Annotated in this window: 11 protein-coding genes; 4 read left to right on the top strand and 7 right to left on the bottom strand. The window is 70.8% G+C overall.

All coding sequences use genetic code 11. The features are described from left to right. Positions 1 to 27: 27 nt before the first annotated feature. From ACZ3I4_RS27190 to ACZ3I4_RS27165, 6 genes are all read right to left on the bottom strand, one after another. Positions 28 to 3,162 carry a UvrD-helicase domain-containing protein gene (locus tag ACZ3I4_RS27190; RefSeq protein ID WP_465384850.1) on the bottom strand — a complete coding sequence of 1,045 codons (3,135 nt, stop codon included), beginning with the start codon at positions 3,160 to 3,162 and terminating at the stop codon, positions 28 to 30. 75 nt (positions 3,163 to 3,237) lie between these two features. Next, positions 3,238 to 4,428 carry a metallophosphoesterase gene (locus ACZ3I4_RS27185; protein WP_465385052.1) on the bottom strand — a complete coding sequence of 397 codons (1,191 nt, stop codon included), beginning with the start codon at positions 4,426 to 4,428 and terminating at the stop codon, positions 3,238 to 3,240. 128 nt (positions 4,429 to 4,556) lie between these two features. Further along, a complete protein-coding gene (locus ACZ3I4_RS27180; protein ID WP_465384849.1) occupies positions 4,557 to 5,453 on the bottom strand; it encodes an aminoglycoside phosphotransferase family protein in 897 nt (298 codons plus the stop codon). A gap of 1,118 nt (positions 5,454 to 6,571) precedes the next feature. Then, positions 6,572 to 6,820, bottom strand: coding sequence for a MoaD/ThiS family protein (locus ACZ3I4_RS27175; RefSeq protein ID WP_465384848.1), 249 nt, complete (start codon positions 6,818 to 6,820; stop codon positions 6,572 to 6,574). A gap of 369 nt (positions 6,821 to 7,189) precedes the next feature. After that, positions 7,190 to 8,224, bottom strand: coding sequence for a GTP 3',8-cyclase MoaA (moaA, locus tag ACZ3I4_RS27170; protein WP_465384847.1), 1,035 nt, complete (start codon positions 8,222 to 8,224; stop codon positions 7,190 to 7,192). Positions 8,225 to 8,292: 68 nt separating this feature from the next. Beyond that, a complete protein-coding gene (locus tag ACZ3I4_RS27165) occupies positions 8,293 to 9,186 on the bottom strand; it encodes a fructosamine kinase family protein (protein WP_465384846.1) in 894 nt (297 codons plus the stop codon). 56 nt (positions 9,187 to 9,242) lie between these two features. On the opposite strand from ACZ3I4_RS27165, the gene ACZ3I4_RS27160 reads away from it, so the two are divergent. Continuing rightward, a complete protein-coding gene (locus ACZ3I4_RS27160; protein ID WP_465384845.1) occupies positions 9,243 to 9,746 on the top strand; it encodes a GNAT family N-acetyltransferase in 504 nt (167 codons plus the stop codon). A 108-nt stretch (positions 9,747 to 9,854) separates the two neighbouring features. Then, positions 9,855 to 10,829 carry a DUF4192 domain-containing protein gene (locus tag ACZ3I4_RS27155; RefSeq protein WP_465384844.1) on the top strand — a complete coding sequence of 325 codons (975 nt, stop codon included), beginning with the start codon at positions 9,855 to 9,857 and terminating at the stop codon, positions 10,827 to 10,829. 5 nt (positions 10,830 to 10,834) lie between these two features. Here ACZ3I4_RS27155 and fdhD read toward each other — a convergent pair whose 3' ends face one another. Further along, positions 10,835 to 11,662, bottom strand: coding sequence for a formate dehydrogenase accessory sulfurtransferase FdhD (fdhD, locus tag ACZ3I4_RS27150; RefSeq protein WP_465384843.1), 828 nt, complete (start codon positions 11,660 to 11,662; stop codon positions 10,835 to 10,837). A 114-nt stretch (positions 11,663 to 11,776) separates the two neighbouring features. On the opposite strand from fdhD, the gene mobA reads away from it, so the two are divergent. Then, positions 11,777 to 12,376, top strand: a complete 600-nt coding sequence (gene mobA, locus ACZ3I4_RS27145; RefSeq protein WP_465384842.1) for a molybdenum cofactor guanylyltransferase — start codon at positions 11,777 to 11,779, stop codon at positions 12,374 to 12,376. 98 nt (positions 12,377 to 12,474) lie between these two features. Next, entirely contained in the window at positions 12,475 to 12,846 is a 372-nt protein-coding gene (locus tag ACZ3I4_RS27140) for a DUF6457 domain-containing protein (protein ID WP_465384841.1), read from the top strand. Positions 12,847 to 12,902: the final 56 nt, after the last annotated feature.

Here is a 12,902-nt window from a genome sequence, read left to right as displayed (position 1 = left end):
TGCCGGTCTCTGGGCCGGGAGAGGCTGTTACAACAGCCTGAGCTGCCGGTCCTTGGGCCGGGAGGGCACGGTGTCGCCGAGCCGCTCGAAGAGGCCGGAGTCGATCACGTCGAGGAACGGCGTCGGGTTCTGCTCGCGCTCGCTGCCGTGCCGGAACCGGCGGGCCGCATGGCTCACATAGAGCCTGTCCTGCGCCCGGGTCAGCCCGACGAAGAACAGCCGGCGCTCCTCGGCGATGTCGTCCGGCTCGGGCGCGCCACCCGGCCAGCGCAGCGGCAGCAGGCCGTCCTCGCAGCCGACCAGGAACACCACCGGGAACTCGAGGCCCTTGGCGGCGTGCAGGGTGAGCAGATTGACCGCACCGGCCCGCGGGTCGAGCGCGTCCACTTCGGCCCCGGTCTCGATCTCTTGCAGGAAGCCCGGCATGTCGTCGCCGACCCGCTGGGCGAGCGGGCGCAGCAGGTCGGCCGCGGTCCAGATGTCCTCGGGCGCGAGCTGCTCGCCGTCCAGGGTGGGCGCGGCGAACCGCTGGGCCAGCATCTCGGCGGTGAGCTTGATGCGCGCCGACAGCGACCCGCCGGGACCGCCGGCATGCCGCATCTCGCGGGCGATCACCTGGACGCCGGGCCGGTCACGCAGCCGGTTGTGCGAGCGCTTCTGCACCGGCACACCGGCCCGGGACAGCGCCTCGACGATCGCGCTCGACTGCGAGTCGGTGCGATAGAGCACGGCGATGTCCGAGAAGGACAGATTGTCGGCCGCGATCGAGCGGGAGTCGACCCGGCCCGAGTCGAGCGACCGGTGTGACAGGCCACCGACCAGGTCGTCGATGGTGCGCACGACGAAGTCGGCCTCGTCGGCGACGCTCGCCGCCGAATACCGGCCGACCAGCGGCGCCTCCGGGTCGAGCCGGGCCGGATCGAGCCGGCGGCCGTTGACCAGCGACGTCGGGGCGATCGCCTGAACGGCCGCGGCCACGATCGGCGCGGACGAACGGTAGTTGCGAGTCAGCCGTACGAGCCGGGCGTCGACGAAATCCTCGTTGAAGCGCAGGAAGTACTTCACGTCGGCGCCGCGGAACGAATAGATCGCCTGGTCGGGGTCGCCGATCGCGCAGAGGTTGCCGTCGGCCGGGCTGAGCAGGCGCAACAGCTCGTACTGGGTCTCGTCGACGTCCTGGTACTCGTCCACGAAGATCCACTGCCAGCGCTTGCGGTACTTCTCGACCAGGGCCGGCTCGTCACGCAGCAGGGCGACCGGCAGGGCGATCAGATCGTCGAGGTCGACCAGGTCCTGCTGGCGCAGCAGTTTCGCGTACGCGTGGTCGTCGTCCCCGGCCTGCTCGCGCGCCTCGGCCCGCTCGCCCTCGTCGGCGATCCGCCAGGTCGCGCCCAGGCCGGCGGCCCGCGCGTTGTCCTTCAGGATGGCCAGCCCGACCGAGTGGAACGTGCCGACGGTGATGTCCTCGGCCACGTCGCCCAGCAGCGAGTCGAGGCGTTCGCGCAGCTCCCCGGCGGCGCGCCGAGTGAACGTGATGGCCAGGCAGCGATGCGGGAAGACACCGAGCTCGGCGCAGAGATAGGCGATGCGGTGCGTGAGCGTCCGGGTCTTTCCGGTGCCGGGACCGGCCACGATCAGCAGGGGACCGCCGGGAGCCGACGCCGCCACCCGCTGCATCGCGTCGAGGCGGTCGAGCAGTCCGGTGCCGACCTCCTCCATCCCCGCCAGCATGGGCTCGAACGGCTCGTGCGGGCTGGCCGGCACGGTGATCGGCGGCGGCGCCTCGGGCCTCTTGGGCGCCTTGGCGGACTTGACGGCCCTGGGCCGGGGAGCCGGTTCGGGCTTGCGCTGCTGCGGCACGTCGAACAGCGTCTCGACCTGCGGCGCGCTGGCCCGGTTGCGCAGCTCACCCGGCTCGAAAAGGGTGATCACCCCGTACTCGCCGTCGTAGCCCGCCACCCGGCGAACGTCGCCGCGCCGCAGCCGCGAGATGCCCTCGCGCAATTCGTCGCCACCGGCCTGACCGATCGCGTCGAGCGGAATCCGGCGGAGGATGTCGAGCTCGGACCCGAGCGTCGCGACCAGGTGGTTGAGCTGGCTCTCGACCGTCTTGGACTTCGGGCCGACACCGTTGATCTCGCCGAGGATCTCGTGCAGCTGGATCAGGTGCTCGACGTGGATGCCCTTCTGGAACCCGAGCGGCCGGTCGGCGAGATCCTCGACCCGGCTCAGCACGCCCACGGTCAGCGGCTTGCCGCATTCCGGGCAGCGGCCGCCGTGCTCGCGGGTGCGCTCCGGTTCCCAGTTCACGCCGCAGGCGCGGTGGCCGTCGGCGTGATACTTGCCCTCCTCGGGGAAGAACTCGAGCGTGCCGGCCAGCCCGGTGCCGTTGCGGACCGCGTCGTAGCTCGGCGTGCCGGTGAACAACGTCGCCTCGCGGGCCAGGGCGGCCGGGGAGTGCGCGTCCGAGTTCGAGACCAGGCGGTACCGGTCGAGACTGGACACCCGCCAGTTCATCTCGGGGTCGGAGGACAACCCGGTCTCGACCGCGGTGACGTGCTCGGCCAGGTCGGCGTAGCAGTCGGCGATCGCGTCGAAGCCCGACTTGGAGCCCAGCGCCGAGAACCACGGGGTCCAGATGTGCGCGGGCACCAGATAGCCGCCCGCCTCCAGGGTGATCTCGAGCAGGTCGCGCGAGTCGAGCCCGAGGATCGGCCGGCCGTCGGCGGTCAGGTTGCCGATGCGGCCCAGCGCGGTGTTGAACTTCGCGGCCGACGCGAAGTCGGGCATGTAGATCAGGTGGTGAACCTTGCGCGTACGGTCGTCACGCTTGTAGATCGTCGAGATCTCGACGCTGAGCATGAACGTCGCCGTCGTCGCGGCCTGCAGCGAACCGGGCAGCCGCTTGGTGACCTCGGGCTCGTCGGCGTACCCGAAGAGGCCCGGTTCCTTTTCCACCAGGCTCTCGCGCAGGTGGTCGAACCAGGCCGGGTGCGTGAAGTCGCCCGTGCCCAGCAGGGCGATCCCCTTGCGCCGCGCCCACCAGGCCAGATTGGGCAGCGTCAGGTCACGGCTGCAGGCACGCGAGAAGCGCGAGTGGATGTGAAGATCCGCGACGTATGTGTCCGCGGCGACCGAGGACCCTGCGCTGTCCGAGGGCACGCGCTGCATCCTGTCACGCCCCCGGTCGCTCGCACGAATCGCCACGCCTTGACGAAATTACGGATCTTGATGTTCTTACCGGGCGCGCAACTCGATCACGCTGACCTGCGGCGGCGCTCCCACCCGGACCGGCGGTCCCCAGAAGCCGGCGCCGTTGGTGACGTAGACCGGAACCCCGTCGACGGTGCCCAAACCGGACGTCACGGGCTGTTGCAGGCCGACCAGCAGGTTGAAGGGTGCCATCTGGCCGCCGTGGGTGTGACCGGAAACCTGAAGATCGACCCCGAACGGGGCCGCGTCGTGAACAGCGACCGGCTGGTGGGCCATCAGCACGACGGGCCGGGCGGTGTCGCGGTCGCCGAGCGCCTTGGCGAAGTCCGGCGGGTCGCCCGCGTCGGCGCCACCCAGGTCGTTGACGCCCGCTAGATCCAGGCCGCCCAGCTCCAGCCGCTCGTTGCGCAACGGCCGGATGTTCAGGCGCGCGACCTCGTCAACCCACTCCTGGAAGCCCGAGTAGTACTCGTGGTTCCCGGTCACGAAATACGCCCCCTGCCGCGACTGGATCTCGGCCAGCGGCGCCGCGAACCGCCCCAGCTCCGCAACGCTGCCGTCTACAAGGTCACCCACGACGCACACGATGTCCGCCTGCACCGAATTGATCACGTCGACGATGCGCCGGGCGTGGTTCATGCCGGTCAGCGGCCCGAGGTGAATGTCCGACACGACCGCCAGCCGGGTCCCGTCCATGGCCCGGGGCAGCTTGGCCAGCGGAATCTGGATCCGCGCGATCTGCGGCCCGCCCAGCGCCGTCTTGACCCCGTAGCCGGTCACGCCGGCCGCCGTCAGCCCCGCGAAGATCGCCGCCCCCCGCGCCAGCAGCACCCGCCGTTCGATCCCGTCGTCGTCGCCGCCGTCCTTGTCCAGGGTCAGCACCGTCGCGGGCTGCACCGGGTCATTCTTTGCGGTGCCGCTTGCGCTGCCTTTCCCCGTACGCCTCCTGGAGCGCCACAAGAGCACCACCGCGAGCCGGGGGATCTCGAGCACGGCCAGCGTGACCAGCAGATAGAACATGAGCGCGATCCACAGATAGCCCGGCCAGGCCAGCCACGGCAACGCCCCCGACCGCACCCCGATCAGGGTCGCCGGCGCCAGAACGGCCAGCGCGACCGCGATCACCGCCCCGATCCGGCGGGCCCGCCCCGGCGGCAGCGGATCCTTGACGAGCCGCTTCCACAGGTAGAAGTGGATCAGGCCGATGACCACCATGATCAGCCCGACGAATACCACCAAGACGTCCTCCCCAGCTTTACTTGCCGCACAGTGTCCAGGCTCTTCCTGAGAGCAGACTGACGAGCCCTCCCGGGGTGCCGTCTCTCACCGCAGTGTCCGTCGCCTCAGAGCCGGTAGCTCCGCAAATAGGCGACGAAGGCCGGCGTCTGGGCGATCCTTTCCGCCGCCTGCCGCTCGACCTCCGCCAGGTCGCGCGGTCCGAGCTCCTGCTCACCCAGCGACATCCGCAGCCGCTCGGCCAGCCGCCCCAGCCGCAGCCCGACCCGCCGCACCAGCACATCCGGCCCACCGTACGAGGCCCCACCCGCGGCGACATACGCATCCCGGACGCGCCGCACCAGCCGCTCATCCGGCACCGCAGCACCTCGCCGGGCAAACTCCACCGTCGCCTGCGCCGCCTCGAGCCCCGCGCTGTCCGTCCCCGCCCCGTCCCAGTCGATCAGCACCGGCCCGCCCGCCGTGACCATCACATTCCACGGCTCGACATCCCGGTGCGTCACCACGTAGTCCCCGGCCCCCACGAAGCCCCGGGCCACCCACTCCGCCGCCCCCACGACATCCTCCAGCCGAGCCCGAAGCCCCGCCGCCCAGGTCTTCCCGGCCTGCTCGCCCTGCCGGAGCCACCCTTCCCAGAGCCCCCGATCATCAAGCCGATACCACTCCAGCGCCCCGCGGCTGTCCTCCACCGGCGCGATTTGGTGCAGCCGGGCCAGCGTTTCCCCCAGCCATTCGGAGACGTCGTCGCCGTCCTCGAGTTCCCGCCCGTCCACCCACTCGTAGACCCGAACCAGCCCGATCCCCGCCACGAAGGCCGCAGATCCCACGGCCGCTTCAACCGGCTCGACGGCCCGTGGCATGTCGATCCCGGCGTTGCGGGCCGTGCGCTCAAAGGCCATGGCGCGCCCGAAGTCCTCCAGCCAGTCTTCGGCCGCGACGTGCTTGACCAGCACCGACCCGTCCCCGGTATCAAGCCGCCAGGTCCGCGAGCTGCGAAACGCCACGGGCTGAAGCTCGCCCCGAACCGCCCCCAGCCCGAAGGCCCCCGCCACAGCCCGCCCGGCCCCAACTCCCACTTCAAGCCCGCCAGCCACTTGAGTCCCCCGTCTCCGAGCCCCGAAGCCGTCCATTCTGGCCTTCCGGCTCCACCGTCCGACGCCGATCGCTGGCCCGCAGGCCGCGCGCCGACCGACCACGTGGCGCCGCGCCTTGACCCCTGGCCGCCGCCCACCGCGTTGCGCCGCTCTCTGGCTCTCCACCGCGCACCGTGCACGGGCTCTCAACCTCGCCGAGTCCCGTGTCAGCCTCGGCTGCGCTGAGTAACCCGCGTCGGGTCAAGCGCCCGTGTCCACCAAAGCAGCGTCGTGCGGCGTGCATTTGGCCGAGCGCCCGTGTCGGCTCAGCGGCGCTGCGTAGCCCGCGTGGGGTCAAGCGCCCGTGCCGGCCTGACGGGCATCGGGCACGTCGCTGAGCTTTACCGACGGCCATAGGTCAGCAGGTCTTCTCCCGCGGCCCAGCCGCCTGCGACGTCGGCAGCAGGCACGAAATGACCGGCGCGGCCAGCCCGTCCAGCCGCGAACCGCGCACCGTCCGATCCACCTTCGCGCCCGGAATCCCCGCCTCGGCCCTCGAAACTGCCCCGCACGGTGACCCGCCCGCTCCTGCACCGCCGCGAACCCGGCCAGCGGCATGCCCCATCGCGTCCTGCACATCCTCCAGCGGCACAACGCCGGCGTCTCGTCACCGGCCAGCGCGTCTTGTGCCGAAACCAGCCTCGGAATGGCTTAGCCTCCGTGGCGGGCCGCCACACATTGCCGAACGATCCGGACACCCGGCGAGCGCTCGTGCAGCCCGGCGATGCGGTCGTCCAGAGCCGCTGAGTGGTCGTATTCGCCGTGAGTTGGCCGGTCGCGATGACGGCAAGCCGCTGTCGTTCATGCTGCTCGGCGCTCGCGGTCCGAGGCGTAGGCAGTGGAGAGTGCGCCTTTATCGGCAGGTAGGTCTTACCCGCGAAGCTGGCCTCGAGGAGCCGGCCACCTCCGCCAGGCGGCACGAGCAGGGCGGGGAAGCGCGGGCCTACCGCTTCAAGGCCCCGACCACTCCATCAGCGCGTCGGTGATCCTCAGCCGCCGGCGAAGGGCGGGAGGACGTCGACCGTAGCTCCGGCGGGTAGGGGTGAAGTCTGGTCGTGGCAGGTCAGACCGTCGACCAGGAAGCTGGCGGCCTTGAGAACCACGCCGAGGCGCTCACCATGGCGGTTGGTCAGGAGCTGTTTCAAGCCTTCCAACGTCGCGGCCTCGACAACCTCGCTCCGCGTGCCACCAACTGCGGCGCGGGCTCCGGCGAAGTAGCGGACAGTCAGCGTGGCCATGGATGTCTCCGGTTCGACGCGTCGGCCACGAACAGCAGCGCAGGCGCAGGAACATCGGCGAGTACCCGACGGCCGATGTCGGACAACCCAGCTCGCGCCCCCCGTGTCGTCGGCCGGGCTCCCTGCTGGCGGGCGGCTGACGGAATCACGGCGGTGCGGCGACCAGACGCCCACGGGAGCTGAGTCGCGTTTCGCGGATCGGCGTCCCGGCTCGGGCCTGGCCACTTCGACGTGGCCGCTCGGCAGGAAGCAGCGGGAAGCGGCATCTTGGCCCCAGATGGCCCACCTGGGCGGGGCGGATCGTCGGTTCGGCTCGACCCTGGCCACTTCGCCGGGGGCTGTCGGTAGGAAGTGGCGGAGAATGGCATCTCAGCCGCCGATGGCCGACATCGGCCGGGTGGGCTGCAGGAAAGTTGGGTCGTCGATGCCGTGGCCGGCTCGCTTGCCGCTCATGGCCACCCGCCAGGCCTCGGCCACCTCGGCGTCGGTCGCGCCGCCGCGCAGCAGCTTGCGTAGGTCGCTCTCGTCGGTGGCGAACAGGCAATCGCGGATCTGGCCGTCGGCGGTCAGCCTCGTGCGGTCACAGTCGCCGCAGAAAGGCCTGGTCACGCTGCCGATGATGCCGACCCGGGCTGGTTCGCCGGCGGCGTCGACGTGGCCCGGCACCAGCCACGTCTCGGCCGGCGCCGTTCCACGTGAAACCGAATCGGGCCGGAGCGCGTACGGGGAAAGGGACTCGAGGATCTCGTCGGCGGTGACCATCGTGTGCCTGTCCCACTGATGCTGGGCGTCGAGTGGCATCTGCTCGATGAAGCGCAGCTGATAGCCATGATCGAGCGCGAACCGCAGCAGCTCGGGCGCCTCGTCGTCGTTGATGCCCCGCATGAGCACCGTATTGATCTTTACGGGAGTGAGCCCGGCCGCGGCCGCCGCGGCCAGCCCGCGCAGCACGTCGGCGAGCCGATCACGGCGGGTCAGGGCCTGGAACCGGGCGGGGTCGAGCGTGTCGAGCGAGACGTTGACCCGGTCGAGCCCGGCGTCACGCAGCGGCTCGGCCAGCCGTTCGAGCCCGATGCCGTTGGTGGTCAGCATCAATCGGGGCCGGGGCGACAAACTGGCCGCGGCCCGCACGATGCCGACCAGCCCGCGCCGCAGCAACGGCTCACCACCGGTGAAACGCACGTCTTGAATGCCGAGCGTCTCGACCGAGATCCGGATCAGCCGGTTCACCTCGTCGTCGGTGAGCTGCTGATCACGCGGCATCCAGGCCAGGCCCTCCTCGGGCATGCAATAGGTGCAGCGCAGATTGCAGCGATCAGTCAGCGAAACGCGCAGATCAGTCGCCACTCGCCCGAACCTGTCGGCGAGCGGGATCGACGCCTTCGATCCTCCACGCGTGTTCACAGATCGAATCTAGCCGCTTCGCGCGGCGGCGGCCTCAACCGAGAACGTCCTGTGGACAACCGACTCGATCACATTCCACGGACTGTGGACAACGCGGCCGCGTGCACATCGGCGCGGTAGCCTCCGCCGAATGCCGCCGCGTGCACGAGCAGCAGATGCAGCTGGTGCAACGGCACCCGAGCCGGCCAGCCGTCGGCGAGGGGGTGCATTTCCCCGTACGCCGCCAGGATCGTCGACAGATAGGGCACACCGCCGAAAAGGGCCAGTTCGGCCAGGTCGGTCTCGCGATGGCCACCCTGCGCGGCCGGATCGACGAGCCGGGCCTGTCCGTCGGCTGCCCACAGCACGTTCCCGGGCCACAGGTCGCCGTGGGTGCGGCTGGGCGCCTCGTTCCCCCCGTACGTGGGAAGGCTCTGCATGACCCGCTCGACCAGCGCAATCTCGGTCGACGTGAGCGCCCCACGATCGGCCGCCGTCTTGAGGTACGGCTGGAGCCGGCGCTCGGCGAACCATGAACCCCACGATCCGGTGGCCGGGGTGTTGTCGAGCTCGAGCGGGCCGATGTAGCCGGTCCAGTCGGCGCCGAACGCCGGAGCGCCGGAGCGATGCAGCGCGGCCAGATCGCGTCCCAGCTGCTCGGCGGCCGCCCGGGACGGTTCGCCGGGCTCGATCCATTCGGTCGCGATCATGGTGGGCAGCGCGACGATGACCTCGGGAACCGGGGCTCCGACCTCGCGTAACCAGGACAGACCGGACGCCTCGGCCGCGAAGAAGCCGGGCGGCGGCGCGACCGAACCCGAACCCGACCGCCACGTCTTGGCGAACACCGAGCTGCCGTCGTCGAGCGTGAGCCGGCTGGCCGACGACACACTGCCGCCGCCCACCGGCGTCTCGCGGATGCGCTGGTGGGTGAGAAATGTCGGGAGGTGCTCGGGGTGCGCGCGCAAGTACGCCTGGTCCACGGCCTTATCTTGCGCTTCGGCTTACGGCTGCCCGAAATCGGAGTCAAAATGTCGGCATGAGCCCTGTCACGGTGCGTTCGTACCGCCCGAGTGACCACTCCGCGGGCCGTCAGCTGTGGTCCGAGCTGACCAATCAGCACAACCAGATGTACGGCGTGGCCGATCGGGACGCCGGCGAGGGCTTCGAGGAATACCTCACGCGGCTCGATCTCGGTGGCCTGTGGGTCGCCGACCACGCCGACGACGGAGTGATCGGGATGGTCGGGCTGGTGATCCGCGGCCGGGCCGGCGAGGTCGAGCCGATCGTGGTGACGATCTCGCACCGGCACAAAGGGGTGGGGCGCAAGTTGCTTCGGCACGTGGCCAACGAGGCGCGCCGCCGCAGCATGACCTCGCTGACGATCTCGCCCGAGTCGCGCAACATCGAGGCGATCCGCAGCCTGCACGCGGCCGGGTACGACGTGCTTTCGTCGATCGAGCTCACCCTCGACCTGAGGAGCGCGGACCGGGACCGCCAGCACGACAGCCTGGAACTGCACGAACTGCAGTTCCGTTCGTAGCGGCCGAACCGGCCCCACCTGCGCCTCGGCAAATGAGGCCGGTGGATAACTCCGCGTGTCGTCCACAGGCCCCTCCGGAGGGACGTCTGAGGGTCCAGGCTGCCCGGCATGAAACCCGACTGCCGGATCACCGTTCGCAACACCTCGGATCTCATCGCCGTCACGCCCTACCTGCTGGGGTTCCACCCTTCCGACAGCGTCGTGGTGATCGGCACGGTGGGCCCGGCGGTGGGGTTCGTCGCGCGGCATGACCTGCTGACGCCGCGCGATGACGGCACGGAATCGATAGCGCCGCTGGTCGCCGCCCAGGAGGTCGAGGCGGTGTCGATCCTGGGGTTCGGTCCGCCCGGCCCGGTCGACCGCACTGTCCGGGCGCTCGCCGGCGACCTCCACGACAACGGCGTACGGGTTCTGGAACGCGTGCGCATCACCGCGGGGCGCTGGTGGTCGTACGACTGCACCGACCCCGCCTGCTGCCCGCCGCAGGGCAATCCCGTTCCCTCGCCGCACAGCTCGATCGCCGCCTCGGCGGTGTTCCAGGGTCAGGTCGCGCTGCCGAACCGCAAGGAGCTGGTCGCGCAGATCGCCGGGGTCGAGGGGGAGCAGCGGGTACGGATGAGGGCGGTGACCGCGCAGGTCCGCGCGCGGGGCGTCGTGATCGGGCGGGCCGGTCCTCAACTGGTCGAGATGGCCGAGAGACGGTACGCCTCCGGCCGGACGCTGACCTTCGAAGAGACCGCCGAGCTGGGCCTGACGCTGGCCGACTCGGCGGTGTTCGACTACGCCGTGGAGCGCACTCATGACGAGTACTGGCGGGTCGCCCTGTGGACCGAGGTGACCCGCCGGGTGGAGCCGCCCTATGTGGCCCCGGCGGCCGCGTTGCTGTCCTACTCGGCCTGGCGGGCCGGTCTGGGCTCGCTGGCCCGGGTCGCTATCGACCGGGCGCTGCTGCACAACCCGGCCCACCGCTTCGCGTGGTCACTCGATCGCCTGCTCGCCGCCGGCATCGGCCACGAATTCGTCGACGACCTGCACAAGGCCGTCAGCGCCCGGCCCGGGAGATCCGCCGAGGTGACGCCGTGATCGGCTCAGACGGTCACACGCTCCGGTGCTGTGTAGACGTTCATGCTCTTGCCCCGGAGGAAGCCGACCAGCGTCATGCCGGCCTCGTCGGCGAGTTCCGCGGCCAGCGTGCTGGGCGCCGACACGGCCGCGAGCAGGGGCAGGCCCGCCATCCAGGCCTTCTGCGTGAGCTCGAAGCTGGCCCGGCCCGACACGAGCAGCAGATGCCCGGTCAGCGGCAGCCGGCCCTCGCGCAGCGCCCACCCGATCACCTTGTCGACGGCGTTGTGCCGCCCCACGTCCTCGCGCAGCACCAGCAGCTCGCCCTCGGCCGTGAACAATCCCGCCGCGTGCAGTCCGCCGGTGCGCTCGAAGGTGCGCTGAGCCGCGCGCAGCCGGTCGGGCAGCTCGGCCAGGGTGGTCGCCGGCACACGCAGCGGGTCTGCCGAGACGTCGAAGCGCGAGCGGGTGCGTACGGCGTCGATGCTGGCCTTGCCGCACACCCCGCACGAGCTGGTCGTGTAGAAGTTGCGGCTCGGGTCGGTGACCGGCGGTGGCACGTCCGCGCCGAGCACGATGTCGACCACGTTGTAGGTGTTCGGCGTGTCCGTGCCCGCGCAGAGCTGGGCGGTGACCACGTCGTCGGCGCCGCTGATCACGCCCTCGGTCAGCAGGAAGCCCATGGCCAGGTCGATGTCCTGCCCGGGGGTGCGCATCGTGACCGCCAGCGGCGCCTTGTGCACCCGGATCTCCAGCGGTTCCTCGGCGGCGAGGTCGTCGGGGCGGCGGCGTGGGTCACCGGACGTCTCGAGGTTGATCTTCACGACCGGCCGCCGGGTCATTGTCCTCGCCATGGATCGAGCGTAGGCCGGTTCGGGGCCGGTGGGGCGGCCGGGACGGGGAGTGATCCGCGACGGGTTACTGAGCGCGCGGTCACGCTCGACACGCGGTCGGGATACGGTACGTACGTGGGGGGATTTGCTGCGGTGGTGCTGGCCGGCGGAGCTGCGCGGCGAATGGGTGGTGCGGACAAGCCGACCCTGCCCGTGGCCGGCCAGTCCATGCTGACCCGCGTGCTCGCCGCGGTGCACGACGCCGACCCTCGCATAGTCGTCGGCAAGGTCCCGCCCGACCTGCCCGTGCCGGTGCATTCCACCCGGGAGGATCCGCCCGGCAGTGGCCCGGTGGCGGCCACCGCGGCCGGTCTGGCGCTGGTGCCCGACAACATCACCTACACGGCCCTGCTGGCGGCCGACCTGCCGCTTCTCACCGGCGAGGCGATCGACGTGCTGCGGCTGACCGCGGAGTCGGCGCCGATGCAGGGCGCGGTCTATCGCGACGCCGACGGCCGGCGGCAGATGCTCTGCGGCGTCTGGCGGACGGCGGCGCTGCGGGAGGCGGTCGACCGGCTGGCCGAGGAGCGGGGCAGTCTCGACGGCGCCTCGGTGCGCGAGCTGATGAACCATCTGCGGGTGGCCGAGGTGTCCTGGCGACGGCCGGGCCCGCCTCCGTGGTTCGACTGCGACACCGACGACGATCTGCGCACCGCCGAGGAATGGGCGCGATGATTCCCCGCGAGTGGCCGGAAACACGATGATCAACTCGGCGCTCGACCGGAAAGATGGCGAGAAATTCGCAGGATGAGCCGACGGGAACAAGGAACGCCATGAACGAGCTCGACGCCTGGCTGATCGCCGCCGCTGGAGAAGTGGGCATTGATCCGGCCGACGTCCCGGTCAAGACAGTGCTGGACCTGGCCCGCGACGTGGCGCACGGGGTGGTGCGGCCGGGGGCGCCGGTGACCGCGTACGTGCTGGGACTCGCCGTGGGCCGCGGGGCCGACCCGGCCGAGGTGGCCGAGAAGCTCAGCGACCTCGCCCTCGACTGGCCGTCCGAGGCCGACGGTCAGGAAGAGACCGTCGTTCAGGAACAGGCCGTCGTTCAGGAACAGGCCGTCGTTCAGGAACAGGCCGTCGTTCAGGAACAGGCCGTCGTTCAGGAAGAGGCCGGCCGAGGGAAAGAAACGCCCATCGGTTGAGAGAGGGGGCGAGAGGGGCGGACGCCGCTCGATAGGGTGGCGGGAGCGGAGGTGAC

Source organism: Actinoplanes sp. NPDC021490 (assembly GCF_055562135.1).
Note: the sequence above shows the minus strand (reverse complement) of the source record. Positions and strands in the feature narration are given on the sequence as shown.